The following is a 25,325-nucleotide window of genomic DNA, read 5'->3' as shown; positions in this document are numbered from 1 at the left end:
CCGCAACGTCGCGCAGAAGACAGAGGTGGTATTCATGGCAGCCAAGAGCACCGCGACCCAGAAGTCGAAGAACTCCGGCACCAAGACGAAGGACTCGGCGAAGGCAAAGGATGCCGCCGAGACCACGCCGCTGGAGAACGCCGAGAAGGGCTTCCAGGCGTCGCCCGATCTGGTCCGCGACCTTCAGGCAGTGCTCGTCGACCTCATCGAGCTGTCGGTGCAGGGCAAGCAGGCCCACTGGAACGTGGTCGGCCGCAACTTCCGCGACACGCATCTGCAGCTCGACGAGATCATCGAGGCGGCGCGCGGCTTCGGCGACACCGTGGCCGAGCGCATGCGCGCGCTGCACGCGGCTCCGGACGGACGCAGCGCGACGGTCGCGAAGACGACCACGCTGCCGGACTTCCCGACGGGCGAGGTCTCGACGACCGAGACGATCGACCTGATCACCGTGCGGCTCGAGGCGACGGTGGCGACCATGCGCCGAGTGCACGACCAGGTCGACGAAGAGGATCCCACGTCGGCCGACATCCTGCACGCGATCATCGAGAAGCTCGAGCAGTTCGCGTGGATGGTCAGCGCGGAGAACCGCACGCCTGCCACGTGACCCGGGTCGCACAGACGCAGCGAGGGCCGTCACCCGATCGGGTGACGGCCCTCGCTGGTGGGCGGCACTCAGGCCGGCTGCGGCAGCAGGCTGAACGACACCGCGCCCTGCTCGTCGACCGAGGCGTCGAGCACCTTGTCGTCGAGAGCGGCGGCGGCGGCCTTCTCGAGGAATACGCGGATGTCCTCGTCACCGATGATGGAGTCGCCCGGTTCGGGCGTGGGCGCGACCGTCACCGCGAAGCGGGGCTCGGCCTCGGTGCCCGACGCGTGGATGCGGAGTCCGGCATCCGGCGTCGTGCTCTGCTGGGCGACGATGGTCGCCGCGATCGTGTTTGCGTTCTCGGTCAGGGTGAGCATCGGCTCTCCTTCCGGTTGCGGACACCGCACCGTTCGGCGCGATGTGCGTGCCACGATTCCGCACCCGTCCGCTCGGTTCAAGCTCAGCGAGGGACTCTGAGGGGTTTCACACGAAGGTGCCAGTGGCACGGACGGCGGGCGTTCAGCGATCGCGGCCCAGCAGCAGGGGCAGCCCGAGCCACAGCAGCAGGATGACGACGAGACCGACCCCGCCCGCGATGAAGGCGAAGACGTGGTTGAACGTGAAGTCGATGATCAGCACGGTGATGCCGACCGTGAGCGCCGCGATCACGACCATGTTGGCCTTCACGATCCGATGCGACGCGTGCACGAGCTCGGCCTTGCGGCCCTTCGCGAAGAGCACGCGATGCATCCCGACCGGCGTGAGGGCCAGGATGGTCGCCGTCGCGGCGAGCAGCACCAGCACGATGTAGAGAAGGCGCTGCGGGTCGGTCAGATCTCGGAACAGCGGCTGGAAGGCGACGGCCAGCAGGAAGCCGGTGAGGATCTGCGTGCCCGTCTGCATGACGCGCAGCTCCTGCATGAGCTCCTCCCAGTTGCGGTCGGCACGCTCGGCGGCGGTCTCGTCACGCCCGTCGTGCTGGGCGTCGGCCTGCGGATCGTTCATGAGATCCGACGCTACACGCCCGCCCCGAGGCGGAACGAGAGGGTTGCGCCGGCGTGATCTGCCTCGCTCGAGCCTGTGGATGTGCGGTGGCGTAGCATCGAGGGATGCCCGAGAACCAGGCGTCCGAGATCCCGTCGCGCATCCTCACCGCACCACCGGGACTTCGACTGATCGGCGCGGATGCTGCCGGCGTGTGCGCCGACGGGCATTGCGCCCTGCCGCCCGCGCAGTCGACGAGCATCGACGCGGGGGATGCCCGGGCATCCGGAGCCGACGCGGACTGAACCGTCTACTCGTCGCGACGTCGCGCGCGATGACGCAGCGCGGCGGCGAGCTCGGGAACGAGGAGGGGATCGTCATCGAGCGGCACGGCCAGCGCCATCAGCGAACGGCTGAAGTGATTGCGCAGCCCCGCAGCGAGCGTGATGTCGACGATCTGCCGGTCGGAGAAGCCGTGCGCGCGCAGCGCTTCGGCGTCGGCATCCGTCATCTCCTGGGGTGACGACGACAGCCGCGCGGCGTACCGGATCACAGCACGCTCGGCGTCGGTGAACGCCGAATCGTCGTCGTCGGCGAAAGACCGCAGGCCCGCCTCATCGACGACGCCCGCGGACAGTGCCTTGCGTCCATGCGCGAGCAGGCAGTGCGCCGACCCGATGGCGCGGGCGGCGCCGAGCGTGGCGGCCTCGTAGATCCGGACGCCGATCGAGGGGACCACGGTTCTGACCAGGGCGACGAACGCCTCGTGCGCCTCGGGGTTCACCGCCATCGCGGCGGTGTAGGAATGCACGAAGCCGTCGTCGGCGAGGTCGTCGCCGTACATCTGCGCGACGGCGCCGCTGGCGCCCTCCGGCGCCGGGGTGGTGATGATCATGAAGCGGACGGTACTCCGCCGCCCGCCCCGGCGGAAGAGCGTCAGTGAGCGCCGTGTGCGGGTGCGCCGTCGCCCTCGTCGTCGGGCTTGTGGATCAGGAATGCGCCGACGATCGTGACCGTCGCGATGACGGCGCCGATGGTGAGCGCCGCGCGCGTGCCCGCCGCCACGGCTCCGGGCACCTCGGTGCCGCCGCCGGCGTTGACGATGGCGGTGAAGACGGCCATCATCACGGCGATCCCCGCTGCTCCCGCGACCTGCTGGACGGTGCCGATGACCGCGCTGCCGTAGGAGTAGAACTTCGGCTTGAGCGACGCGAGGGATGCCGTGAACAGCGGGGTGAACGACAGGGCGAGGCCGACCGACAGCAGCGTCTGGGCACCGAGCACGAGCCAGATCGGGGTGCCGACGGTCACGGTCGTGAACAGCCACAGCATCGACGCCGCGAGGATCGACCCGGGGATGAGCAGGATGCGGGTGCCGTGGCTGTCGTAGATGCGACCGATCACCGGGCCCAGCAGGCCCATGGCCAGGGCGCCGGGCAGCACGACGAGTCCGGCCTCGAGTGCCTTCAGCTGCAGGGCATCCTGCAGGAACAGCGGGATGATGGTGATGCTGCCGAAGAACGCGAGCGACAGCAGGAACATCTGGATCATCGACAGCGAGAAATCACGCGAGATGAACACGCGCAGGTCGAGCAGTGCGTCATCGTCGCGCTGCAGCAGCACCTGACGCCAGAGGAACAGCGCCAGTCCGACCACGCCGATCGCGAGGGCGATCGCCATCGGCGCCCAGCTGGCGCCGTTGCCGAGTCCGCCGATCTGGCTCAGGCCGAACACGAGCCCGCCGAAACCGAATGCCGACAGCACCACCGAGAGCAGGTCGATCGGGGCGTAGACGGTCTCGCCGACGTTCGTCAGCCAGCGCCACCCGATGAACATCGCGATCAGGGCGATCGGCAGCACGACCACGAAGATGGCCCGCCATCCGAAGTGGTCGAGCAGGAAGCCCGACATCGTGGGTCCGATCGCCGGAGCGAGCGAGATCACGATGCTCACCCGGCCCATCATCCGGCCACGCGACGACGCGGGTACCAGGTTCATGATGGTCGTCATCAGCAGCGGCATCATGATGGCCGTTCCCGATGCCTGCACGACGCGCGCGACGAGCAGCACGACGAACCCCGGCGCGAGCGCGGCGATCAGCGTTCCCGTCGAGAACAGCGTGATCGCTCCGAGGAACATCTGCCTCGTCGTGAAGCGACGCAGCAGGAACCCGGTGATCGGGATCACGACGGCCATGGTCAGCATGAACGCGCTGGTGACCCATTGGGCCGCGATGGGGGTGATGCCGAGATCGGTGATCAGGTGCGGGATCGCGATGCCCATCGTCGTCTCGTTGAGGATCGCGACGAAGGCGGCGGCGAGCAGCACCCAGATCACGGCCATGTCCTTCGCGGGGATGAGGCCGGCAGAAGGACGCACGACAGGAGTGGACCCGGTGTGGACGGTGGGCATGGCTCTCCTCGAGGGGATGGGAACGGCGAAAGTGCTCCGACTATGGAGCAGAACACGGCCGGCCGACGCCGGTCGAGAAGAACAACCGTCCATCATAACCCCTGCGAGTCCAGCGGTATGCCCCCGCCTTGCGCGGACTAGCCTGAAGAGATGAGCATGGGCGGCGGAGGACGCGGCGCGGTCTTCCGCGGCGTGGACGAGGCCGCGCAGCGGCGCATGAACGCGGCGGCACCCACCGTGCCCGGTCTCGGTCGCCGCGTCGTCGCGCTGTTCACCCCGTATCGCGGGCGTCTCGCCCTCACCGCGCTGCTGGTGATCGTCGGGGCAGGCGTCGCCGTCATCCCCCCGCTGCTCGTGCAGCGCATCTTCGACGACGCGCTGTTCCCCCTCGAGGGCGGCGGGCCGCGCATCCCGCTGCTCACCACGCTGGTGAGCATCACGATCGGGCTGTTCCTGCTGTCGGCCGTGCTGGGCGTGACGCAGACCTGGCTCACATCCACGGTCGGCAACGAGGTCACCGGCGACCTGCGGGTGCGACTGTTCGAGCACCTGCAGGCCATGGAGCTCGGATTCTTCACGCGCACGAAGACCGGAGTGATCCAGTCTCGGCTGCAGAACGACGTCGGCGGGGTGTCGGGTGTGCTCACCAACACCGTGACGAGCGTGCTGGGCAACACCGTGACGGTGATCGCGTCGCTCGTCGCGATGGTGCTGATCGACTGGCGCCTCACGCTCATCGCCGTGATCCTCATGCCGATCCTCGTGCTCGTGCAGCGCCGGGTCGGGCAGGTGCGCGCGCGCATCGCCGGCGAGACGCAGGAGTCGCTGTCGGAGCTGAGCAGCATCACGCAGGAGACGCTGAGCGTCTCGGGCATCCTGCTGTCGAAGTCGTTCAACCGCCAGCGCACCGAGTCGGTGCGCTATCAGGCCGAGAACCGCAACCAGGTGCGGCTGCAGGTGCGCCGGGCGATGAGCGGTCAGGGATTCTTCGCGGTCGTTCAGGTGATCATGGCCAGCGTGCCGGCGATCGTCTACCTCGTCGCCGGCTTCTTCCTCGTGGGAGGCGCCACCGAGATCACCGCCGGGGCGATCGTCGCATTCACGACCGTGCAGGCGCGGCTGCTGATGCCGCTGATGGGTCTGATGCGTGTGGCGCTCGACCTGCAGACCTCGGCGGCGCTGTTCGCGCGCATCTTCGAGTACCTCGACATGGTGCCGCAGATCCAGGATGCGCCCGGCGCGATCGACGTCGCCGATGCGCCGGGGCCGAGCGGGCGCGTCGAGTTCACGGACGTCGTGTTCCGTTATCCGGACGCCCCGGCCGAGGCGCGCCCGACTCTGGACGGCGTCTCGTTCGTCGCCGAGCCGGGCACGCACGTCGCCTTCGTCGGGCCGTCGGGTGCCGGCAAGACCACCATCCTGTATCTCGCCCCTCGCCTGTACGAGGCGTCGGGCGGCACGGTCGCGTTCTCGGGGGCGGACGTGAAGACGCTGACCCAGGAGTCGATCATCGACCGGATCGGTATCGTCTCGCAGGAGACGTACCTGTTCCACGCGACGATTCGCGAGAACCTGCGTTATGCGAAGCCGGATGCCACCGACGACGAACTCGAGCGCGCGTGCCGCGCGGCGAACATCCACCACGTGATCACGTCGTTCGACCAGGGATACGACACCGTCGTGGGGGAGCGCGGCTACCGGCTGTCGGGTGGCGAGAAGCAGCGCATCGCCATCGCACGCGTGCTGCTGAAGGACCCGCCGGTGCTGCTGCTCGACGAGGCGACCTCGGCTCTCGACACCGTCTCGGAGCGGGTCGTGCAGGAGGCGCTGGATGCCGCCGCGCAGGGTCGCACGACGCTGTCGATCGCGCACCGCCTGTCGACCGTGATCGACGCCGACGTGATCCACGTCGTCGAGGCCGGCCGCATCGTCGAATCGGGTACGCACGCGCAGCTGCTCGCCAGCGGCGGGCTCTATTCGACGCTGGCAGCGCAGCAGATGGCGTCGGCGCGCATCGTCGACGGTTCCGGCCGCTGACCGCCACCGACGCTTCTCAGTGCACCGACAGGCTGCCGTCGACGAAGAGGGACTGTCCGGCGATCTAGCGCGACGACCCGCCGGTGACGACCGCGGTGAGCCCGCGCAGGGAGAAGAGCGCGTCGACGTTCACCATGCCAGCGCCTCTGTCAGCGTCGCATCGAGCTCGACGTCGTCGTACTCGGGCAGTGCGCGCAGTGCCGCCTCGAACGCGTCGACCGCGGCCCGGTAGGCGGGATCCGGATGCTCGGCCGCGATCGTGCGCAGCGACGGCAGGTCCATCGAGAGGATCAGCGCGATGCGCGAGCGCACCGCACCGCTCTGACCTGCCGCGGTGAGCACGTCGATGCCGCCGAGAAGAGCGGCGAGGTAGTCGTGCAGCACGGGGAGCCGGCCCTTGCCCTGCGTGATCGACGAGCCGTCGCCGCGCACTCGCCAGTGCACCGCCACGTCGGGGATGACGTCGAACGCGCGGGCCTCGGTGTACATCCGCTGCGCGACGACCTGATCCTCGTAGGCGACGTTCTCGGGAAAGCGCAGCCGCTCCCAGAGGCCAGCACGGCTGAGCTTCGACCACGCGACGATGTTGCCCGAAGCGTCGGGACGCTCGGCGAGCGTCGTGCCGAGACTGCGGGGCGAGGTCGCGGCCGCGACCCACGGCTGCACGCGGCCGGGACGGTACCCGCCGTCGACGAGCCGGGAGCGCACGTACGCGGCGGCCACGAAGTCGCTTCCGGATTCGTCGAGCGTGGCGAGCCAGGTCTCGATCGCGCGCGGCGCCAGCTCGTCGTCGGCGTCGAGGAAGCCGACGAACGGCGTGTCGACGAGGTCGAGAGCGACGTTGCGGGCGGCGCCGAGCCCTCGGGACTCGTCGTGCCGGAGCACCCGGAAACGAGCGTCGCGGGCGGCGGCAGCGGCGAACACGGCACCCGTGTCGTCGTGCGAGCCGTCGTCGACCAGCAGGGCGTGCCAGCGGGTCTCGCTCTGCGCCTGCAGCGAGGCGAGCGCGGCGGGGGCGAAGGCGGCGACGTCGCGTCCTGGCACGATCATCGTCACGAGCGGGGTCACGACGCCGAGTCTACGGTTCACGCGACAGTGCCGGATGTCGCCGGGGAGGCGTAGCCTGCCGCGCATGACTTCGCTGCCGAAGGCCACCGTCGACTGGCTGCTCGACTCCGACCCGGCAGTGCGCTGGCAGGTGCAGCGCGACCTGCTCGGTGAGCCGGAGGAGGTGTGGCAGGCGACCCGGGCGCGCATCGCGACAGAGGGCTTCGGTGCGGCGATCCTCGCCAGGCAGGACGCCGACGGCCAGTGGGCGGGCGGAGCGTACTTTCCGGCAGCGCACTTCTCGGGCGAAGGAGTGATCGAGCGGCAGCCGGGTCAGCAGCCGTGGATCGCGACGACCTGGGCGCTGAAGGATCTGCGCGATCTCGGCATGGATGCCGCGCCCCTGGCAGGCACCGCGGAGAAGATCGCCGCGAGCAGTCGCTGGGAGTACGACGACCTGCCCTACTGGGGCGGGGAGATCGACGTCTGCATCAACGGGTTCACCCTCGCCACCGGGGCGTGGCTCGGAGCGGACGTGTCGGGCATCGCAGCGTGGTTTCCGCAGCACCGGCTCGCCGACGGCGGCTGGAACTGCGAAGCGGAGGAGGGCCGGTCGACGCGGTCGTCGTTCCACTCGACGCTCAACGCGGTCGTCGAGATGCTCGCCTACGAGCGCATCACCGGCGATCGGTCGCTGCGACACGCGCGCATCGGAGGCGAGGAGTACCTGCTCGAACGGCGCCTCATACGGCGTCTGTCGACCGGCGAGATCGTCGGCCCCTGGGTGACGGATCTCATCGCGCCCAGTCGATGGCGGTTCAGTGCGCTGGCGGCGCTGGATCACTTCCGGCAGGCATCCCTGCTGGAGGGCACGGCGCCGGATCCGCGGATGGCGGATGCGATCGCCGCGGTGCGCGCCGCGCGTCGACCCGACGGCACCTGGCTGCAGGGCGATGCCCACGGGGGAGCGGTGTGGGTCGAGATCGACGCGCCTCCGGGCGAGCCGTCGAAATGGCTCACGCTGATCGGCACCCGCGTTCTCGACTGGTGGGATGCCGGGCGCTCGCCGTCATGAGCGCGGGCGTTCCGCGGTGAGTCGCGGCACCGCGCGGTCGGATCACCGGCACACCGCGGCGACGGCGTCGGCGACGAGCGTCGCGAGCTGGTGAGCCGAGCCCTCGGGCAGCGGAGTGCGCCCGAATGTGAAGCGCACCGAGGTCTGCGCGACCTCGGCCGGGATGCCGATCGCCAGCAGCACGTGTGAGGGCTCGTCGCTGCCGGCGGCGCAGGCCGACCCGCTCGACGAGACGACGCCGCGACGCTCCAGCTCCAGCAGCACGGCCTCACCGCTGGTGCCGGCGAAGGTGAAGCTCGCAAGGTTCGGCAGCCGGCGGTCGGCGGAGCCGGTCAGAGTGGCCCGTGGCACGGCATCCCGCACCGCGGCGATGAAGGCCGCGGTCTGCGTGGCCACCGCGGAGGCGTTCTGCGCCCGCTCGGCCTCGGCGAGGTCGAGGGCGGCGGCGAGGCCGACGGCTCCGGCCACGTTCTCGGTTCCGCTGCGACGCCCGCGCTCCTGCCCGCCGCCGTGCAGCAGCGGCTCCAGGGGCACGCGTGAGCGCACACCGAGCGCACCGATGCCCTTCGGCGTGCCGAGCTTGTGACCCGCGATGGAGACCGCATCGGCCCCGAGCGCGCGCAGGTCGAGCCATCCGGCCGACTGCACCGCGTCGACATGAACGGGCACCCCGTGCTCACGCGCGACCGCGATCAGCCCGGTGATGTCCTGCACGGTGCCGATCTCGTTGTTCGCGTGACCGACGCTCACCAGAGCCGCGTCGGTGTGCTTCAGCGCGGTGCGCAGGTCGTCGACCGAGAGCGCACCGTGGCCGTCGACCGGCAGCAGCGTGACCTCGACATCGTGCAGGCGGTGCAGATACTCGGCGGAGCCCAGGATCGACTCGTGCTCGATCGGGGTGCTGATCAGCCCGCGCCGCCACGCACCCTCCCGCGGTGCACCGAGCACGATGCCCTTCACCGCGAGGTTGTTCGCCTCGGTGCCTCCCGAGGTGAAGATCACCTCCGACGCCCGCATGCCCAGCGCCGTCGCCACGCGCCCCCGGGCCCACACCAGTGCCTCGGAGGCCGCCTCGCCGACCGTGTGGTGACTCGACGGGTTGCCGTACACGCCGGTGAGAAACGGATGCATCGCTTCGAGCACCTCGGGCCGCACGGGCGAGGTGGCGGCGTGATCGAGATAGAGCACGTCAGTCGATCCGCAGATCGAGCCCGAGGTCGAGGGCTCGGGCCGAGTGCGTGAGCGCGCCCACCGAGATCACCTGCACACCGGTCTCGGCGATGGAGCGCACTGTGTCGAGAGCCACGCCACCCGACGCCTCGGCGACGGCCCGGCCGGCGATCAGGGCGACGCCGGCGCGCAGATCGGCGAGGGTGAAGTTGTCGAGCAGCACCGTGTGGGCGCCGCCGTCGAGCACGGCGGGGATCTGATCGAGCCGGTCGACCTCCACGACCACGTGCGTGGTGTGCGGCAGGCGACCGAGCGCCTCGCGCAGCGCGGCGCCGAGATCCTGGCCGCCCTGGCGGAGCACGGCGAGGTGGTTGTCCTTCGCCATCACGGCGTCGGACAGCGAGCGGCGGTGATTGCTTCCGCCGCCCGAGACGACCGCGTGCCGTTCGAACTCACGCAGCCCGGGTGTCGTCTTGCGCGTGTCGGCGATGCGCACGCCCGTCCCGGCGACCGCGTCGACGTAGGCGGCGGTGAGGGTCGCGGTGCCGCTCATCCGCTGCGTGAAGTTCAGCGCGACGCGCTCGGCGGTCAGCAGGCTGCGCGCGGGTCCGCTGACCGACGCGAGAGCGTCGCCGGTCTCGAAGCGGTCGCCGTCGGCGACGTGCATGTCGACCTGCACGCCCGGGTCGGTGAGGGTGAAGGCCGCGGCGAACACCTCGCCGCCGCTGAACACCCCCGGCTCGCGGGCGACGAGATCGGCGCTCGCGTGCGCCGACGCAGGCAGCAGGGCGGTGCTGGTCAGATCGCCCCACGGTGCGTCTTCTTCGAGGGCGGCGGACACCGTGCGTCGCAGGGTGGCAGGCGTGATCATGCGGCTCCGATCAGGGCGGGCGAGGGCAGGACGGGCGGTAGCAGGGAGTGCGCGCCAAGCGAGTCGGTGCGGGCGAGAGCTGCGGATGCCACCGCGCGCGCCACGATGAGCAGGTTCGCGTCCTCGTGCGCAGCCGGTGACGTCGGTGTCGGTTCCGACCAGGCGTGCAGCTGGGCGAGGGCATCCCGCATCCCCGGCCGGGTGCGGATCAGCCCCACCTGGTCCCACATCAGCCGCTGCAGTGCGGCTCGCGAGAACGGCGGACGGGCCGGCGAGCCTACCGACTCGTCGCGACGGTGGGCGGCGTCCTGGGTCTCGGCCGGCCCTTCGGCAGGCTCAGGGGCCCATGTCGGGCGTGCGGTGCGGGCGAGCGAGTCGGCCGCGCGGGCGCCGAACACCGCACCCTCGAGCAGCGAGTTCGACGCCAGCCGGTTCGCACCGTGCACCCCCGTGCGTGCCGTCTCGCCCACCGCCCACAGCCCGGGCAGAGAGGCGCGTCCGTCGACGTCGGTCGCGATGCCGCCCATCAGGTAGTGCGCTGCCGGCGTCACCGGCACGGGATGCCGCGACCAGTCGATCCCGCGACCGCGCAGCTCTGTGTCGATCGTGGGAAAGCGGTCGGCGAGCACGGCCGCACCGAGTGCCGTGGCATCCAGCACCACGGGTGCGCCCTGCTCGGCGGCCCGCCGCGCCACCGCCCTGGCGACCACGTCGCGCGGGGCGAGCTCGGCATCCGGATGCTCGTCGAGCATGAACCGGCGTCCGGCGGCATCCCGCAGCACCGCACCCGCACCGCGCACCGCCTCCGAGATGAGGAAGGGCTGCTCTCCCGCCAGCACCGTCGGGTGGAACTGCACGAACTCCAGGTCTGACACCGCTGCACCCGCGCGCAGCGCCAGGGCGACGCCGTCGCCGGTGGTGCCGCCGGGGTTGGTCGTGTGGGCGTACAGCTGGCCGGCACCGCCGGTGGCGAGCACGACGGCATCCGCCTCGAGTTCCGTGCCGTCGATCGAGCGGATGCCGATCACCCGGCCCCCGCCGGTCAGCAGGTCTGTGACCGCAACCCGCTCGCGCACCTGCACCGATGACGCCCGCAACCGTCCGACCAGCGCCGCCGAGATGGCGGCCCCGGTCGCGTCGCCACCGGCGTGCGCGATGCGCGGCCGGCTGTGCGCGGCTTCGAGTCCGCGGGCGATGCCGCCGTCGGGGGCACGGTCGAAGGCGACACCGACGTCGATCAGCCCCGCGATCGCGGCCTGCGCCCCGTCGACCAGCGCGGTGATGGCGAGAGCGTCGCCGTGACCGTCGCCGGCCTGCAGCGTGTCGAGAGCGTGCAGCGCGGGGGAGTCGCCCGCCCCGTACGCGCCGGCGATACCGCCCTGTGCGTGCGGGGTGCAGCCGTCGCCGAGCGTGCCCTTGACGAGCAGGCTCACCCGGTGACCGAGCGCGTCGGCCCGCAACGCGGTCGTGAGTCCCGCGATGCCGCCGCCGACGACGATCACGTTCATCGGGGTCGCGCCGCCAGCATGCGCTCGAGCGCGACCCTGGCGGGCCGCGCGACGTCGTCAGCGACGCGGATGCGGTTCTGCACGCGGCCGGCGACGAGCTCTTCCAGCACCCAGGCGAGGTAGCCGGGGTGGATGCGGTACATGGTCGAGCACGGGCACACGACCGGATCGAGGCAGAAGATCTCGTGCTGCGGATGCTGCGCGGCCAGGCGTCGGACGAGGTTGATCTCGGTGCCGATCGCGAAAGTCGTGGGCTCCGCGGCTGCGGCGATCGCCCTGCGGATGTAGTCGGTCGAGCCCGCCTCATCCGCGGCGTCGACGACCTCGACCGGGCATTCCGGGTGCACGATGACCCGTACACCGGGGTGCTCGGCGCGCGCCTGCTCGATCTGGTCGACGGTGAACCGGCGATGCACCGAGCAGAAGCCGTGCCAGAGGATCACCCGGCCGTCGCGCAGCTCGTCGGCATCGGACCCGCCGAGCGGTCGGCGCGGATTCCACATCGGCATGCGGGCGAGCGGCACCCCCATCGCCTTGGCGGTGTTGCGTCCGAGGTGCTGATCGGGGAAGAAGAGCACGCGACGGCCGCGGGCGAACGCCCACTCCAGCACCGTCGCGGCGTTCGACGACGTGCACACGATCCCGCCGTGCCGGCCGACGAAGCCCTTGATGGCCGCGGAGGAGTTCATGTACGTCACCGGGATCACGGGCAGCAGCCCATCGGCATCCGGCTGATCGAGCGGCCCGAGCACGTCGGCGAGCTGCTCCCAGCAATCCTCGACCTGATCGATGTCGGCCATGTCGGCCATCGAGCACCCGGCGGCGAGGTTCGGCAGGATCACCGACTGGTCGGGGCCGGAGAGCAGGTCGGCGGTCTCGGCCATGAAGTGCACGCCGCAGAAGACGATCGCCTCGGCATCCGGATGCTCGAGAGCGGCGTTCGCGAGCTGAAACGAGTCGCCCACGTAGTCGGCGTGCCGCACGACCTCCTCACGCTGGTAGAAGTGGCCGAGCACGACGACGCGATCGCCGAGGGCCTGTTTGGCCGCGCGGATGCGCGCCTCGAGCTCGTCCTCGCCGGCCTCCCGGTAGGCGGCGGGCAGCTCGCCCTGGCGCGGGGCTCCGACCGGGATGACGTCGCCCATCGAGGATCCCGGGCCGTACCCGGGCCGGGAGTCGAAGTCCCACGGGCCGGCGGCGAGATCGGTGCTGCACGTCGGATCGAGCGAGGCGCCGGTGACGATCGCCTGCAGGGCGTGGTCGACGGACGGGTCGATGGTGCGGAGGGGAGACATGCGGGATCGCCTTCTGGTCGCTATGACATTTACTGTCCGCGATCAGATTAGGTCGATCCGACCTGAAGTGCAATCGGATGTCGGCGCGTCGCTCGCGCGGCCGTGGTCAGGCGTGCGCGACGTAGCGGTACAGGCGCGCGGGCCGGTGCTTGCCGGTGCGGAACGACTCGGTGGGCACGAGCTCGTCCGACCCCTCGAGCAGGCGGCGGAAGTTCGACGGATCGAGCCGCTGGCCGAGCACGGCCTCGTACACCTCGCGCAGCTCGGTGAGCGTGAACTCGTCGGGCAGCAGGCCTGCGGCGATGCGGCTGTAGGCGACCTTGTTGCGCAGCCGCCACAGCGCGTACTCGGCGATGCGGTTGTGGTCGAAGGCGAGCGTCGGCAGCGCGTCGACATCGAACCACTCGACGTTCTCGGGTGCCCCCGCCTGCGCACGCTGCGCGTCGACGAGGTCGGAGCGCAGCAGCGCCCAGTACACGATCGAGATGGTCCGCGAGGGGGAGCGCGCCACGTCGCCGAAGGTGTACAGCTGCTCGAGGTAGCTCGGCTGCAGGGCGGTGGTCTCGGCGAGGGTGCGGGATGCCGCGGCATCCAGATCCTCCGCCGGATCCAGCCAGCCTCCCGGCAGCGCCCACCAGCCGAGATGCGGCTCGCGCGTGCGGCGCACGAGCGGCAGCATGAGCCGCTCGCCCTCGTCGGCGCTGCGCAGCGAGAAGATCACCGTCGACACGGCGACGCCGATCGTGTCCCTGTCGCCGGTCGTGCCACTCACATCGACGAGCCTAGACGGTATGCTGGGAGGCCTAATCGAACACAGGCCGCATGACCCGTGCGGGAGAGCCCGATGAACGCGATCGGGCACCGAAGGAGCAAGCCTCCCCGCCAATCTCTCAGGTACCCATACCGCCCAGGTCCGGCCGCTCTGAAAAGCGATGCTCACGCATCCGCCGACGGTGAAAGCCTCGCGACCTGCTCTTCCAGCCGGTCGCGGAGGTGAAGCTCTCAGGCCCGATGACAGAGGGGGAGTTCCACGGATGCCGACGACGTCGTCCTGCCCGATCCTGACCGGGAGAACTCCATGACCGAACCCCGCTACACCCCGCTGCGCGAACGCCATGAGGCGCTCGGCGCCTCCTTCACCGACTTCGGCGGCTGGCAGATGCCCGTCCGCTACACGTCCGACCTCGCCGAGCACCGTGCGGTGCGCGAGGCCGCCGGTGTGTTCGACATCTCGCACATGGCCGAGTTCACGGTGCGAGGCGCCGCTGCCGCCGCCTATCTCGACTACGCCCTCGCCGGACGGCTGTCGGCCATGAGCGTCGGCAAGGCGAAGTACTCGCTGCTGCTCGGCGAGGACGGCGGCATCATCGACGACGTCATCGTCTATCGCCTGCAGGACGACGACTTCCTGATCATCTCCAACGCCGGCAATCGGGATGCCGTGCGCGAGGCACTCGTCGCCCGCGTCGGCCAGGTCGACGGCGACGTCGCCCTCGAGGACGTCTCGGACGACTACGGTCTCATCGCCGTGCAGGGACCCAAGTCCGCGGAGATCGTCGCCGCGATCGACGGCATCGACGAGCTCAGCGTGCCGTGGGACGAGCAGAAGTACTACTCGTGGGCGAGCGCGACCTTCGCCGGCAAGCCGCTGCTGCTCGCGCGCACCGGCTACACCGGCGAGGACGGCTTCGAGCTGCTGGTGGATGCCGGCGACGCCGCCGCCCTGTGGGATGCCGTGCTCGCCGCCGGCGCCGACCACGGTCTCGTGCCCGCCGGTCTCGCGGCCCGCGACACGCTGCGCCTCGAGGCGGGGATGCCGCTCTACGGTCACGAGCTGACCCGCGAGACCGTGCCGGCTCAGGCCGGCCTCGGTCGCGTGGTCGTCGCCGACAAGGAGCGCTTCGTCGGCAAGGACGCCCTCGCCGCCGGCGCTGCGGGAGCCGGCGCGCAGGCCGGTCGCACCCTGATCGGCCTGACGGCCGAGGGACGTCGCGCCGGACGGGCGGGATACCCCGTCGTGCTCGACGACGGCACCGTCGTCGGCGAGATCACCAGCGGCGCCCTCAGCCCCACACTCGGCCACCCGATCGCGATGGCCTTCGTCGACCCGTCGTACGCCGAAGACGGAACCGACCTGTTCCTCGATGTCCGGGGGACGAAGATCCCCGCCAGCCGCACCGCCCTGCCTTTCTACCGGAGGAAGAAATGACCGATCTCACCACCCTCAAGTACAGCGAAGAGCACGAGTGGGTCGCCCTCGACGGCGCCACGGCGACGATCGGGATCACCGACTTCGCCGCTGACGCGCTCGGCGACATCGTGTTCGTCGAGCTGCCCGAGGTCGGCGCCGAGCTGACCCGCGGCGACGTGTTCGGCGAGGCGGAGTCGACCAAGTCGGTCTCCGAGCTCTACGCGCCCGTCACCGGCACGGTCGTCGAGATCAACGACGCCGTCGTCGACGACCCCGCGCTGCTGAACTCCGCGCCCTTCGGTGACGCGTGGCTGATCAAGGTCGAGGTCGCCGAGGGCGCCCTCGACGGTCTGCTCGACCGCGACGCCTACGTGGCGCACACGGAGGCGTGAGAGTGACCTCATTCGCCGATCGCCACATCGGGGTCACCGCGGAGGCGCAGCAGCACATGCTCCGCACCCTCGGCATCGACCCCTCCACTCCGCTCGATCCGGGTGTCGACGAGCCGATCGAGACGCTCATGCGCCAGGCCGTGCCTGCATCCATCTTCACCGGCCCTTCGGCAGGCTCAGGGACCCAGGTGGGCTCTGGGACCCAGGAGGGCGCAGGGACCCAGCAGAGCATCATCCCGGCTGCGGCCAGCGAGGCCGAGGCTCTCGCCGAGCTGCGCGCCCTCGCGAGCCGCAACACCGTGAACCGTCCGATGATCGGCCTGGGCTACTACGGCACGCTCACGCCGTCGGTCATCCAGCGCAACGTGCTCGAGAACCCGTCCTGGTACACGGCCTACACGCCGTACCAGCCCGAGATCTCGCAGGGGCGCCTGGAGGCGCTGATCAACTTCCAGACGATGGTCGCCGACCTCACCGGGCTCTCGACCGCCAACGCGTCGATGCTCGACGAGTCGACCGCCGTCGCGGAGGGCATGCTGCTGGCACGACGCGCCTCGAAGTCGAAGTCGAACGTGTTCGTCGTCGACGCCGACGCGCTTCCGCAGACCAAGGCGCTGCTGGGCACCCGGGCGGATGCCGTCGGCATCGAGCTCGTCGAGCGCGACCTCGCCGGCGGCGAGCAGCTTCCCGATGAGCTGTTCGGCCTGCTCGTGCAGTACCCGGGTGCCTCGGGTCGAGTGTGGGACCCGAGCGCCGTGATCGACGCCGCGCACCTGGCGAAGGGCATCGTCGTGGCGGCTGCCGACCTGCTCGCCCTCACGCTGCTGCGCTCGCCCGGCTCGCTCGGCGCCGACGTCGGCGTGGGCACCACCCAGCGCTTCGGTGTGCCGATGGGATTCGGCGGACCGCACGCCGGCTACATGGCGGTGCGTGCCGGCCTCGAACGCCAGCTGCCCGGCCGCCTCGTCGGCGTCTCGGTCGACGCGTCCGGCTACCCGGCCTACCGCCTCTCGCTGCAGACGCGCGAGCAGCACATCCGCCGCGAGAAGGCCACGTCGAACATCTGCACCGCGCAGGTGCTCCTGGCCGTGATGGCCTCGATGTACGCGGTTTATCACGGGCCCGACGGTCTGCGTGCGATCGCAGCCGAGGTCGCCGGCAAGGCGACCGTGCTGCGCGACTGGCTCGTCGAAGCCGGCGCCGAGATCGTGCATGACGCGTTCTTCGACACGATCACCGTGCGGGTCCCCGGCGCTGCCGAGGCCGTCGTCACGAAGGCGCACGCCCAGGGCATCCTGCTGCGCGGGGTGGATGCCGACACCGTCGGCATCTCGGTCGACGAGACCACCACGTTCACCGACCTGCACCGCGTCGCGGTGCTCTTCGGCGGCAAGGAGGAGCGCGTCTTCGGCTTCATGGCAGGCGAGAACGCGCTGCCCGAGGCGCTGCTGCGCGACGACGAGTACCTCACGCATCCGGTGTTCCACTCGCACCGCTCCGAGACGGCCATGATGCGCTATCTCAAGCAGCTCGCCGACCGCGACTACGCGCTCGACCGCGGCATGATCCCGCTCGGCTCGTGCACGATGAAGCTCAACGCGGCGACCGAGATGGCGGCCATCACGTGGCCGGAGTTCGCCCAGCTGCACCCCTTCGCCCCGGCGGAGGACGTCGAGGGGTCGCTCGCGATGATCGACCAGCTCGAGGCGTGGCTCGCCGAGGTCACCGGGTACGACGCCGTCTCCCTGCAGCCGAACGCCGGCTCGCAGGGTGAGCTGGCAGGTCTCCTCGCGATCCGCGGATACCACCACGCCAACGGCGACACGCACCGCGACGTGTGCCTCATCCCGAGCTCGGCACACGGCACCAACGCCGCGTCCGCGGTGCTCGCCGGCATGAAGGTCGTGGTCGTGGGCACCGACGAGTTCGGCAACGTCGACCTCGACGACCTGCGCGCGAAGATCGCCCAGCACTCCGACGCGCTGTCGGCGCTGATGATCACCTACCCGTCGACGCACGGCGTGTACGAGCAGCAGGTGGTCGACATCACCTCCGCGGTGCACGAGGCCGGCGGCCAGGTGTACGTCGACGGCGCGAACCTCAACGCGCTGCTCGGCTACGCGCGCTTCGGCGACCTCGGCGGCGACGTGTCGCACCTCAACCTGCACAAGACCTTCGCCATCCCGCACGGCGGCGGCGGGCCAGGCATCGGCCCGGTGGCGGCCAAGGCGCACCTCGCGCCCTACCTGCCCGGCCACCCGCAGGCGCAGAAGAGCGAGCACGCCGGCGGCTACGTGTTCGACGGCGGCCCGGTCTCGGGTGCGCCGTACGGGTCGGCCGGCGTCCTGCCGATCTCGTGGGCGTATGTGCGGATGATGGGGGCCGAGGGCCTGCGCAGCGCCACCGCGGCGGCGGTGCTGTCGGCGAACTACATCGCCCACCGTCTGCGCGAGCACTACCCGGTGCTGTACACCGGCAAGAACGACCGGGTCGCGCACGAGTGCATCCTCGACCTGCGTCCGCTGCGGGAGGCGACCGGCATCACGGTCGACGACGTCGCGAAGCGCCTGATCGACTACGGATTCCACGCGCCGACGATGTCGTTCCCCGTCGCGGGCACGCTGATGGTCGAGCCGACCGAGTCCGAGGATCTCGCCGAGGTCGATCGCTTCATCGAGGCGATGATCCAGATCAAGACGGAGGCGGATGCCGTGGCCGCCGGCACCTGGCCGGCCGACGACAACCCGCTCGTGAACGCGCCGCACACCGCGGCATCGCTCATCGCGGGGGAGTGGGAGCACGCCTACCCGCGCGAGGTGGCCGCATACCCGGTGCGCGCGCTCGTCGCTGCGAAGTACTGGCCGCCGGTGCGGCGCATCGATCAGGCCTACGGCGACCGCAACCTCGTGTGCGCCTGCCCGCCCATCGAGGCGTTCGCCTGATATCAGCCTCTCGAGATCACCCCCGTCGCAATCGCGGCGGGGGTGATTCGGTTAAGGGTGCATAACAGTTCTTCGGGCGTGCTGGCGCCATCCCCGACGGCACCTAGGATCGAACCTGAGCGCGTTCGGTGTCGAGCGCGTGCTTGTCCCGGTCCACAGGAGGACACTGTGAAGCACAACAAGATCACCCTCGCGGGCATTGCGCTGCTCGCGGCGAGTGCCCTGGCACTCTCCGGCTGCGCAAGCAGCGGCGATAAGCCCGACGCAGACAAGGGCTCCTCGAGCGCCGATGCGTCCGCGATCATCAAGGTCAACGGCTCTGAACCTCAAAACCCGCTGATCCCGACCAACACCAACGAGACCGGTGGTGGCAAGATCCTCGACGCGATCTTCGCCGGACTCATCGGCTACGAAGCCGACGGCAAGGTGTTCAACGACGTCGCCGAAGACATCACCGTCGACGACCCGCAGAACCTCACCGTCAAGCTGCGCAAGGGCCTGAAGTTCACCGACGGTGAAGAGGTCACCGCCGACAACTTCATCAAGGCGTGGAACTACGGCGCGCTGGCGTCGAACGAGCAGCTCTCCAGCTACTTCTTCGAGGACATCGAGGGCTTCAGCTATGACGAGGACTCCGAGCTGACCGGTCTGAAGCAGGTCGACGACCACACCTTCACGATCAAGCTCAACAAGCCGGCCGCCGACTTCGCGCAGCGTCTCGGCTACTCGGCCTACTACCCGCTCCCCGACGTCGCGTTCGAGGACATGGATGCCTTCGGCGAGAACCCGATCGGCAACGGCCCGTACAAGCTCGAGGGCGAGGGCGCCTGGAAGCACGACGTGGGCATCAACCTCGTCAAGAACCCCGACTACGACGGCCCGAACAAGGCGATGAACGGCGGTCTCGAGATCGTCTTCTACGCCACGCAGGACGCCGCGTACAACGACCTGCTCGCCAACGAGCTCGACGTCCTCGACGCCATCCCGGACTCGGCCTTCGGCAACTACGAGTCCGACCTGGGCGACCGTGCGGTCAACCAGCCGGCGGCCATCTTCCAGTCCTTCACCATCCCCGAGCGCCTCGCGCACTTCGGCGGCGAAGAGGGCAAGCTGCGTCGTCAGGCTCTGTCGATGGCGATCAACCGCAAGGAGATCACCGACGTGATCTTCCAGGGCACCCGCACCCCGGCCAGCGACTTCACCTCGCCGGTCATCGACGGGTGGAGCGACAAGCTCAAGGGCGCTGAGGTCCTCGAGTTCAACGAGAAGAAGGCCAAGGAGCTGTGGGCCGAGGCTGACAAGATCAGCCCGTGGAGCGGCACGTTCCAGATCGCGTACAACGCCGACGGCGGCCACCAGGCCTGGGTCGACGCGACCGTGAACTCGATCAAGAACACGCTCGGCATCGACGCGTCGGGTGCTCCCTACCCGACCTTCAAGGAGCTGCGCACCAAGGTCACCGACCGCACGATCGAGACCGCCTTCCGCACCGGATGGCAGGCCGACTACCCGGGTCTGTACAACTTCCTCGGACCGCTGTACGCGACCAACGCGGGCTCCAACGACGGTGACTACTCGAACCCCGAGTTCGACAAGCTGCTGTCGGAGGGCGTCTCGGAGACCGACCCGAAGGCGGCGAACAAGCTGTACCAGCAGGCCCAGGAGATCCTCCTCCAGGACCTGCCCGCCATGCCGCTGTGGTACTCGAACGTCGTCGGCGGCTTCGGCGAGAACGTCGACAACGTGAAGTTCGGCTGGAACTCCGTTCCGCTCTTCTCGCAGATCGAGAAGAAGAAGGCGGAGTAACCCTTCGCAACGAGGCGGTGGTGCTCGCACCACCGCCTCGTTATCTTTGCCCTCGAGGCGTGTGATCCGCGCCCCGTACCCGAAGGGAGGTCGAGGGTGGCCTTTTACATCCTCAGACGAATCCTGCAGGCGATCCCCGTGTTCTTCGGAGCCACCCTGCTGATCTACTTCATGGTCTTCGCCATGCCCGGCGACCCGATCGCCGGACTGTTCGGCGACAAGCAGCCGAACCCGGCGGTGCTCGAGCGGCTTCGCGCCGAGTACCACCTCGATGAGCCGTTCCTCGTGCAGTACGGCTACTACATCGCCGGCATCTTCCGGCTGGACTTCGGCACGAGCTTCTCGGGACAGTCCGTCTCCGACATCCTGGCGCGCACGTTCCCGATCACGCTGCGCCTCGCGGTCATGGCGGTCGCCATCGCGTTCGTGCTCGCGATCATCATCGGCCTGTTCTCCGCCCTCGACAAGGGTGGCCTGTTCGACAACTCGATGCTCGTGCTGGCTCTGATCTTCATCGCCGTGCCGATCTTCGTGCTGTCTTTCCTCGCGCAGTACTTCCTCGCCGTGCAGCTCGGCTGGTTCCGACCCACGGTGGGTGCGCGCAACGACTGGGGCGATCTCTGGCTGCCGGCCATCGTGCTGGGCTTCAGCGTCTACGCCACGAGCATGCGGCTCACCCGTGCGTCCACGATCGAGACCCTCGGTCAGGACTGGGTGCGCACGGCGTACAGCAAGGGACTGTCGCGCAGCCGCGTCATCCCCGTGCACGTGCTGCGCAACTCCCTCATCCCGATGGTCACCGACCTCGGCACCGTGTTCGGCGTCCTCATGGTGGGTGCGACGGTGACCGAGGGCATCTTCAACGTGCCCGGCGTCGGCAACACCCTCTATCAGGCGATCATCCGCGGTGAGAACCCGACGGTCGTGTCGTTCGTGACGGTGTTCGTCGTCGTGTACGTGCTCATCAACCTCGTCGTGGATCTCATCTACGGCCTGCTCGACCCGAGGATCCGCTATGTCTCGACCTGACCTCGACCGCGGCCACTATGTCGCGCCCGCGGACACCATGTCGGTGCCCGTCGATGTCGTGCGCATCGATGCCAAGCCCAGCAACCTGTGGCTTGACGCGTGGCGCGACCTGCGCCGCCGCCCGCTGTTCTGGATCTCGGCCGCGTTCGTGCTGCTGGTGATCATCGTCGCCCTCGCGCCGAGCCTGTTCACCAACGTGCCCCCGGCCGACGGCTGCGTGCTGACCAAGAGCAACAAGGGGCCCGAGTCCGGGCATCCGCTCGGCTTCACCCGCCAGGGCTGCGATGTGTACTCGCGCGTGATCTGGGGTACCCGCACCTCGCTCATCGTCGGTGCCCTCGCGACCGTGATCAGCACGGTTCTCGGAATCATCATGGGCGCACTGGCCGGCTTCTACGGCGGCTGGCTCGACTCCGTGCTCTCGCGCGTGGGCGACATCTTCTTCACGATCCCCTACATCATCGCGGCGATCGTGGTGATGTCGGTGCTGCCGCAGCGCAACGAGATCGTGCTGGCGCTCGCGATCGGCGGCTTCGCCTGGGCATCCACGGCGCGCATCATGCGCGCCGAGGTGCTCCGGGTGAAACAGGCCGACTTCGTGATGGGCGCCGAGTCGATCGGCCTGTCGCAGTTCAAGACACTGCTCGTGCACGTGCTGCCCAACGCCATGGCACCGGTCATCGTCGTCGCCACGCTGTCGCTCGCCGGCGCCATCGTCGCCGAGGCCACGCTGTCGTTCCTCGGCGTCGGGCTGAGCGGCACCATGTCGTGGGGCCTGGACATCAGCCAGGCACAGACCAACATCCGCACCGCGCCGATGGCGCTGTTCTGGCCGTCGCTGGCCCTGACCGTCACCGTGCTGGCATTCGTCACGCTCGGCGAGCTGCTGCGCGACGCCGTCGACCCGAAGGCGAGGGCTCAGCGATGACCGAACCTCTGCTCAGCGTGCGCGACCTGCGCGTCGCATTCCGCAGCGGCAAGAAGATCCGCGAAGTGCTGCACGGCGTGAGCTTCGACATGATGGCCGGCGAGACGCTGGCGATCGTGGGCGAGTCGGGATCGGGCAAGTCCACCACCGCGGCGGCCATCATCGGCCTGCTCCCGGGCACCGGACACGTCACCGGCGGCAGCATCACGCTCGACGGGCGCGAGCTCACCACCGCGAAGCGGGCCGAGCTCGAGCACATCCGCGGTCGTGAGATCGGCTACGTCCCCCAGGACCCGATGTCGAACCTCAACCCCGTGTGGTCGATCGGCTTCCAGGTCAAGGAGGCCGTGCGGGCGAACGGCCTGGCGCAGGGGCGCCGCGAGGTGCACGACCGCGCCGTCGAGGTGCTGCAGCAGGCGGGTCTCGCCGACGCGGCGCGCCGCATGCACCAGTTCCCGCACCAGTTCTCGGGCGGCATGCGACAGCGCGCGCTGATCGGCATCGGCCTGGCCGCCGACCCTCAGCTGCTGATCGCCGACGAGCCGACGAGTGCGCTCGACGTGACGGTGCAGCGGGTGATCCTCGATCACCTGGCGAGCCTGACCAGCGAACGCGGCACGTCGGTGCTGCTGATCACGCACGACCTGGGGCTGGCAGGTGACCGGGCAGACCGGATCATCGTGATGAACCAGGGCGAGATCGTCGAGGCCGGCCCGAGCGACGAGATCCTCTCGCGGCCGCAGCACCCGTACACGCAGCGACTGGTCGCCGCAGCACCCAGCCTCGCCTCGAAGCGGATCGGCGCCGTGTCGACCCGCGCGGAGGAGCCCGTGAGCGCGGCACCCGCCGTGGTCGAGGTGCGCGACCTCGTCAAGCAGTACTCCATCCGCAGCGGTGGTCTGCGCAGCGAGAAGTTCCTCGCCGTGGACGGCGTCTCGTTCTCGATCCCTCGGGGCAAGACCCTCGCGCTGGTGGGTGAATCGGGATCGGGCAAGTCGACCGTGGCGAAGATGCTGCTTCAGCTCGAGAAGCCGACCGACGGTGAGATCCTCATCGACGGCGAGGCGACGAGCACCATGTCGCGCGCGGAGGTCTTCGCCCTGCGCCGGCGCATGCAGCCGGTGTTCCAGGATCCGTACGGATCGCTCGACCCGCTGCGCAGCATCGGCAACCTCATCAGCGAGCCGCTGCAGGTGCACGGCATCGGCACACGTGACGAGCAGCACAAGCGCTCGCTCGAGCTGCTCGACCAGGTGTCGCTGCCGCGGGAGCTTGCCGAGCGCTACCCGAACGAGTTGTCGGGCGGCCAGCGTCAGCGCGTGGCGATCGCCCGCGCGCTGGCCCTCAAGCCCGACATCGTCGTGCTCGACGAGGCGGTCTCGGCTCTCGACGTGCTCGTGCAGGATCAGATCCTGCACCTGCTGTCTGACCTGCAGAACGACCTCGGGCTGACGTACCTGTTCATCACGCACGACCTCGCCGTCGTGCGCGTGGCGGCCGACCTCGTCTGCGTCATGGAGAAGGGCAGGATCGTCGAGCAGGGCACGGTGGACTCGATCTTCTCCAGCCCGCAGGAGGAGTACACACGTCGCCTGCTCGACGCCATCCCGGGCGCGTCGCTGCCGCTGGGCGGCGTCGGTCTGTGACATCCGAGCCCGCGACACCAGCCCGCGCCGCCTCGCTCCGCAACCGGGGCGGGGTGGCGCTGCTGGTGATCTGCTCGATCCTCTCGGCGGTGCTGCTGGTCGACGCCGCGGTGCGCGCCGACGCGGTCACCGCGGTGCTGCTGGCCCCGTGGCCGCTGCTCGTGCTGTGGAGCGTGTACGTTCTCGGCGTGGCATCCCGGGTGCGCGCGACGGCCGACGGCGTGTTCGTGCAGAATCTGCTGCGCACCACCTTCGCGCCCTGGGCGCGCGTGGCGCAGATCCGGATGCGCTGGCAGATCGAGATCACCCTCGACGACGGCTCGCTGATCACGTGCTTCGGCGGTCCGGCCACGCGCCGGCCGCAGCGGCTCGGCCCCGGCCGCACCAAGGAGGACGCCAACGGGCGCGCCGACGATGCCGTCGCGGCGCTGCGCAAGGCGAAGGCGAACGCCGCGCCCGTCGCCCCGGTGCCGCCCGTGCGCCGCGGATGGGACGTCCCGGCGATCGTCGCCCTGCTCGTGATCGTCGCCTGGGCCGTGCTGGCCGTTCTGGTCACCAGCGGCTGAGCCGACCGCTCAGCCCGGCAGGCCGAACACGGCGGGCCAGGTCGCGGCCGCCCACGGGTAGCCGACGAAGACGAGCGCGTCGATCGCGAAGTGCGCGACGAGGAACGGCAGCAGGCGCCCGGTGCGGGCGAACAGCCAGCCGAACAGCAGTCCCATCGCGAGGTTGCCGACGAACGCACCGGGGCCCTGGTACAGGTGATACGTCGCGCGCAGCACGCTCGTCGCGATGATGATCGGCCAGACGCCCCAGCCGAGCTGCCGGAGTCGGGCGAACAGGTAGCCGAGCACCACGAACTCCTCCTGGAGGGATGCCCGCGCCGCCGACAGCAGCAGGATCGGCACCGTCCACCAGTGTGCGTCGAGTCCGGCGGGGTCGACGGCCACGAACCAGCCGAGTGCACGGCCGAGGAGGTAGAGACCCAGACCGGGGATGCCGATCGCGCCCACCAGGCCGAGGCCCCAGCCGATGTCGCGCGCGGTTCTCGTGCCGTCGAGACCGAGCATTCCGAGATGCGGTCGGCGCGACCGCCAGAGCAGGAAGCAGACCAGCAGCACCGGCACGATCCCGAAGCCGATCGAGAGCAGCTGATAGATGAGGTCGAACACCTCGCGGTCGCTGCGCGACGGGTTAAGGGTCGCGGTCTGGTCGGCCAGGGGAGTGGAGTCGGTGAGCCGGTAGGCGAGCTGCACCACGGCGTACACCGCCGACTGGCCGAGGCCGAGCGCCAGCACGATCGCGATCTCCCACCACAGGCGCGTCCGGTTCACGTCTCCGATGCTACGGCCTGCGTCCACGCGGCATCCGCGGCAGTGCGCTATTCTGGAACGTCGCTCTCG

General features: G+C 69.9%; 23 protein-coding genes and 2 riboswitches. Of the genes, 12 read left to right on the top strand and 11 right to left on the bottom strand.

Translation table 11 applies throughout. The features are described from left to right. Nucleotides 1–34: 34 nt before the first annotated feature. Complete coding sequence (locus ACWIDW_RS13155) at nt 35–607, top strand: Dps family protein (RefSeq protein WP_454125768.1); 573 nt, start codon at nt 35–37, stop codon at nt 605–607. A 68-nt stretch (nt 608–675) separates the two neighbouring features. Here ACWIDW_RS13155 and ACWIDW_RS13150 read toward each other — a convergent pair whose 3' ends face one another. After that, nucleotides 676–966 carry a Fe-S cluster assembly protein HesB gene (locus ACWIDW_RS13150; RefSeq protein ID WP_454125767.1) on the bottom strand — a complete coding sequence of 97 codons (291 nt, stop codon included), beginning with the start codon at nt 964–966 and terminating at the stop codon, nt 676–678. A gap of 142 nt (nt 967–1,108) precedes the next feature. Next, nucleotides 1,109–1,594 (bottom strand): DUF6328 family protein, encoded by a 486-nt coding sequence (locus tag ACWIDW_RS13145; protein ID WP_454125766.1) that lies wholly within the window; start codon nt 1,592–1,594, stop codon nt 1,109–1,111. 104 nt (nt 1,595–1,698) lie between these two features. Between ACWIDW_RS13145 and ACWIDW_RS13140 the strand changes: the two genes are divergently transcribed. Then, nucleotides 1,699–1,878 (top strand): hypothetical protein, encoded by a 180-nt coding sequence (locus tag ACWIDW_RS13140; RefSeq protein WP_454125765.1) that lies wholly within the window; start codon nt 1,699–1,701, stop codon nt 1,876–1,878. Between the two features lie 5 nt (nt 1,879–1,883). On the opposite strand, the gene ACWIDW_RS13135 is transcribed toward ACWIDW_RS13140, so the two are convergent. Continuing rightward, nucleotides 1,884–2,468 (bottom strand): carboxymuconolactone decarboxylase family protein, encoded by a 585-nt coding sequence (locus ACWIDW_RS13135; RefSeq protein ID WP_454125764.1) that lies wholly within the window; start codon nt 2,466–2,468, stop codon nt 1,884–1,886. A gap of 41 nt (nt 2,469–2,509) precedes the next feature. Continuing rightward, on the bottom strand, nt 2,510–3,985 hold the full coding sequence (locus ACWIDW_RS13130; RefSeq protein ID WP_454125763.1) for a DHA2 family efflux MFS transporter permease subunit: 1,476 nt from the start codon (nt 3,983–3,985) through the stop codon (nt 2,510–2,512). A 150-nt stretch (nt 3,986–4,135) separates the two neighbouring features. On the opposite strand from ACWIDW_RS13130, the gene ACWIDW_RS13125 reads away from it, so the two are divergent. Further along, nucleotides 4,136–6,022: an ABC transporter ATP-binding protein gene (locus ACWIDW_RS13125; protein ID WP_454125762.1), complete on the top strand. Its 1,887-nt coding sequence runs from the start codon at nt 4,136–4,138 to the stop codon at nt 6,020–6,022. Nucleotides 6,023–6,151: 129 nt separating this feature from the next. On the opposite strand, the gene ACWIDW_RS13120 is transcribed toward ACWIDW_RS13125, so the two are convergent. Then, complete coding sequence (locus tag ACWIDW_RS13120; RefSeq protein WP_454125761.1) at nt 6,152–7,090, bottom strand: glycosyltransferase family 2 protein; 939 nt, start codon at nt 7,088–7,090, stop codon at nt 6,152–6,154. 64 nt (nt 7,091–7,154) lie between these two features. Between ACWIDW_RS13120 and ACWIDW_RS13115 the strand changes: the two genes are divergently transcribed. Then, nucleotides 7,155–8,144, top strand: a complete 990-nt coding sequence (locus ACWIDW_RS13115; RefSeq protein WP_454125760.1) for a squalene cyclase — start codon at nt 7,155–7,157, stop codon at nt 8,142–8,144. Between the two features lie 42 nt (nt 8,145–8,186). Here the strand turns inward: ACWIDW_RS13115 and ACWIDW_RS13110 are convergent, their stop codons facing one another. From ACWIDW_RS13110 to ACWIDW_RS13090, 5 genes are all read right to left on the bottom strand, one after another. Next, on the bottom strand, nt 8,187–9,332 hold the full coding sequence (locus tag ACWIDW_RS13110; RefSeq protein ID WP_454125759.1) for a cysteine desulfurase family protein: 1,146 nt from the start codon (nt 9,330–9,332) through the stop codon (nt 8,187–8,189). 1 nt (nt 9,333) lies between these two features. Then, on the bottom strand, nt 9,334–10,185 hold the full coding sequence (gene nadC / locus ACWIDW_RS13105) for a carboxylating nicotinate-nucleotide diphosphorylase (protein WP_454125758.1): 852 nt from the start codon (nt 10,183–10,185) through the stop codon (nt 9,334–9,336). Next, nucleotides 10,182–11,693, bottom strand: a complete 1,512-nt coding sequence (gene nadB / locus ACWIDW_RS13100) for an L-aspartate oxidase (protein WP_454125757.1) — start codon at nt 11,691–11,693, stop codon at nt 10,182–10,184. The genes nadC and nadB overlap by 4 nt, the downstream gene beginning before the upstream one ends. Beyond that, nucleotides 11,690–12,988 carry a quinolinate synthase NadA gene (gene nadA, locus ACWIDW_RS13095; protein ID WP_454125756.1) on the bottom strand — a complete coding sequence of 433 codons (1,299 nt, stop codon included), beginning with the start codon at nt 12,986–12,988 and terminating at the stop codon, nt 11,690–11,692. Before nadA ends, nadB begins: the two co-directional genes overlap by 4 nt. Before the next feature lie 106 nt (nt 12,989–13,094). Next, nucleotides 13,095–13,760: an NUDIX hydrolase gene (locus ACWIDW_RS13090; protein WP_454125755.1), complete on the bottom strand. Its 666-nt coding sequence runs from the start codon at nt 13,758–13,760 to the stop codon at nt 13,095–13,097. Nucleotides 13,761–13,810: 50 nt separating this feature from the next. Further along, nucleotides 13,811–13,904, top strand: a riboswitch (glycine riboswitch). Between the two features lies 1 nt (nt 13,905). After that, nucleotides 13,906–14,013: riboswitch (glycine riboswitch) on the top strand. Nucleotides 14,014–14,066: 53 nt separating this feature from the next. On the opposite strand from ACWIDW_RS13090, the gene gcvT reads away from it, so the two are divergent. The 8 genes from gcvT (at nt 14,067) to ACWIDW_RS13050 (ending at nt 24,488) form a co-directional block, all read left to right on the top strand. Next, on the top strand, nt 14,067–15,197 hold the full coding sequence (gene gcvT, locus ACWIDW_RS13085; RefSeq protein WP_454125754.1) for a glycine cleavage system aminomethyltransferase GcvT: 1,131 nt from the start codon (nt 14,067–14,069) through the stop codon (nt 15,195–15,197). Then, nucleotides 15,194–15,571 (top strand): glycine cleavage system protein GcvH, encoded by a 378-nt coding sequence (gcvH, locus tag ACWIDW_RS13080; protein WP_454125753.1) that lies wholly within the window; start codon nt 15,194–15,196, stop codon nt 15,569–15,571. Before gcvT ends, gcvH begins: the two co-directional genes overlap by 4 nt. A gap of 2 nt (nt 15,572–15,573) precedes the next feature. Further along, complete coding sequence (gene gcvP / locus ACWIDW_RS13075; protein ID WP_454125752.1) at nt 15,574–18,513, top strand: aminomethyl-transferring glycine dehydrogenase; 2,940 nt, start codon at nt 15,574–15,576, stop codon at nt 18,511–18,513. 168 nt (nt 18,514–18,681) lie between these two features. Next, nucleotides 18,682–20,319 carry a peptide ABC transporter substrate-binding protein gene (locus ACWIDW_RS13070; RefSeq protein ID WP_454125751.1) on the top strand — a complete coding sequence of 546 codons (1,638 nt, stop codon included), beginning with the start codon at nt 18,682–18,684 and terminating at the stop codon, nt 20,317–20,319. Nucleotides 20,320–20,415: 96 nt separating this feature from the next. Then, complete coding sequence (locus ACWIDW_RS13065; protein WP_454125750.1) at nt 20,416–21,348, top strand: ABC transporter permease; 933 nt, start codon at nt 20,416–20,418, stop codon at nt 21,346–21,348. Further along, nucleotides 21,335–22,276, top strand: a complete 942-nt coding sequence (locus ACWIDW_RS13060; RefSeq protein WP_454125749.1) for an ABC transporter permease — start codon at nt 21,335–21,337, stop codon at nt 22,274–22,276. Before ACWIDW_RS13065 ends, ACWIDW_RS13060 begins: the two co-directional genes overlap by 14 nt. Continuing rightward, on the top strand, nt 22,273–23,922 hold the full coding sequence (locus ACWIDW_RS13055; RefSeq protein ID WP_454125748.1) for a dipeptide ABC transporter ATP-binding protein: 1,650 nt from the start codon (nt 22,273–22,275) through the stop codon (nt 23,920–23,922). Before ACWIDW_RS13060 ends, ACWIDW_RS13055 begins: the two co-directional genes overlap by 4 nt. Then, nucleotides 23,919–24,488: a PH domain-containing protein gene (locus ACWIDW_RS13050; protein ID WP_454125747.1), complete on the top strand. Its 570-nt coding sequence runs from the start codon at nt 23,919–23,921 to the stop codon at nt 24,486–24,488. The genes ACWIDW_RS13055 and ACWIDW_RS13050 overlap by 4 nt, the downstream gene beginning before the upstream one ends. 9 nt (nt 24,489–24,497) lie before the next feature. On the opposite strand, the gene ACWIDW_RS13045 is transcribed toward ACWIDW_RS13050, so the two are convergent. Further along, complete coding sequence (locus tag ACWIDW_RS13045; RefSeq protein ID WP_454125746.1) at nt 24,498–25,256, bottom strand: CPBP family intramembrane glutamic endopeptidase; 759 nt, start codon at nt 25,254–25,256, stop codon at nt 24,498–24,500. Between the last annotated feature and the right edge of the window lie 69 nt (nt 25,257–25,325).

The sequence above is a fragment of the Microbacterium sp. NPDC055312 genome (assembly GCF_053645675.1).
The sequence above is the reverse complement of the archived record's forward strand: the minus strand, read 5'-3'. Positions and strand labels throughout refer to the sequence as shown.

Coding starts and splice junctions, on each gene's coding strand:
- ACWIDW_RS13155 (WP_454125768.1), top strand. CDS start 35: ATGGCAGCCAAGAGCACCGCGACCCAGAAGTCGAAGAACTCCGGCACC.
- ACWIDW_RS13150 (WP_454125767.1), bottom strand. CDS start 966: ATGCTCACCCTGACCGAGAACGCAAACACGATCGCGGCGACCATCGTC.
- ACWIDW_RS13145 (WP_454125766.1), bottom strand. CDS start 1,594: ATGAACGATCCGCAGGCCGACGCCCAGCACGACGGGCGTGACGAGACC.
- ACWIDW_RS13140 (WP_454125765.1), top strand. CDS start 1,699: ATGCCCGAGAACCAGGCGTCCGAGATCCCGTCGCGCATCCTCACCGCA.
- ACWIDW_RS13135 (WP_454125764.1), bottom strand. CDS start 2,468: ATGATCATCACCACCCCGGCGCCGGAGGGCGCCAGCGGCGCCGTCGCG.
- ACWIDW_RS13130 (WP_454125763.1), bottom strand. CDS start 3,985: ATGCCCACCGTCCACACCGGGTCCACTCCTGTCGTGCGTCCTTCTGCC.
- ACWIDW_RS13125 (WP_454125762.1), top strand. CDS start 4,136: ATGAGCATGGGCGGCGGAGGACGCGGCGCGGTCTTCCGCGGCGTGGAC.
- ACWIDW_RS13115 (WP_454125760.1), top strand. CDS start 7,155: ATGACTTCGCTGCCGAAGGCCACCGTCGACTGGCTGCTCGACTCCGAC.
- nadC (WP_454125758.1), bottom strand. CDS start 10,185: ATGATCACGCCTGCCACCCTGCGACGCACGGTGTCCGCCGCCCTCGAA.
- nadB (WP_454125757.1), bottom strand. CDS start 11,693: ATGAACGTGATCGTCGTCGGCGGCGGCATCGCGGGACTCACGACCGCG.
- nadA (WP_454125756.1), bottom strand. CDS start 12,988: ATGTCTCCCCTCCGCACCATCGACCCGTCCGTCGACCACGCCCTGCAG.
- gcvT (WP_454125754.1), top strand. CDS start 14,067: ATGACCGAACCCCGCTACACCCCGCTGCGCGAACGCCATGAGGCGCTC.
- gcvH (WP_454125753.1), top strand. CDS start 15,194: ATGACCGATCTCACCACCCTCAAGTACAGCGAAGAGCACGAGTGGGTC.
- ACWIDW_RS13060 (WP_454125749.1), top strand. CDS start 21,335: ATGTCTCGACCTGACCTCGACCGCGGCCACTATGTCGCGCCCGCGGAC.
- ACWIDW_RS13055 (WP_454125748.1), top strand. CDS start 22,273: ATGACCGAACCTCTGCTCAGCGTGCGCGACCTGCGCGTCGCATTCCGC.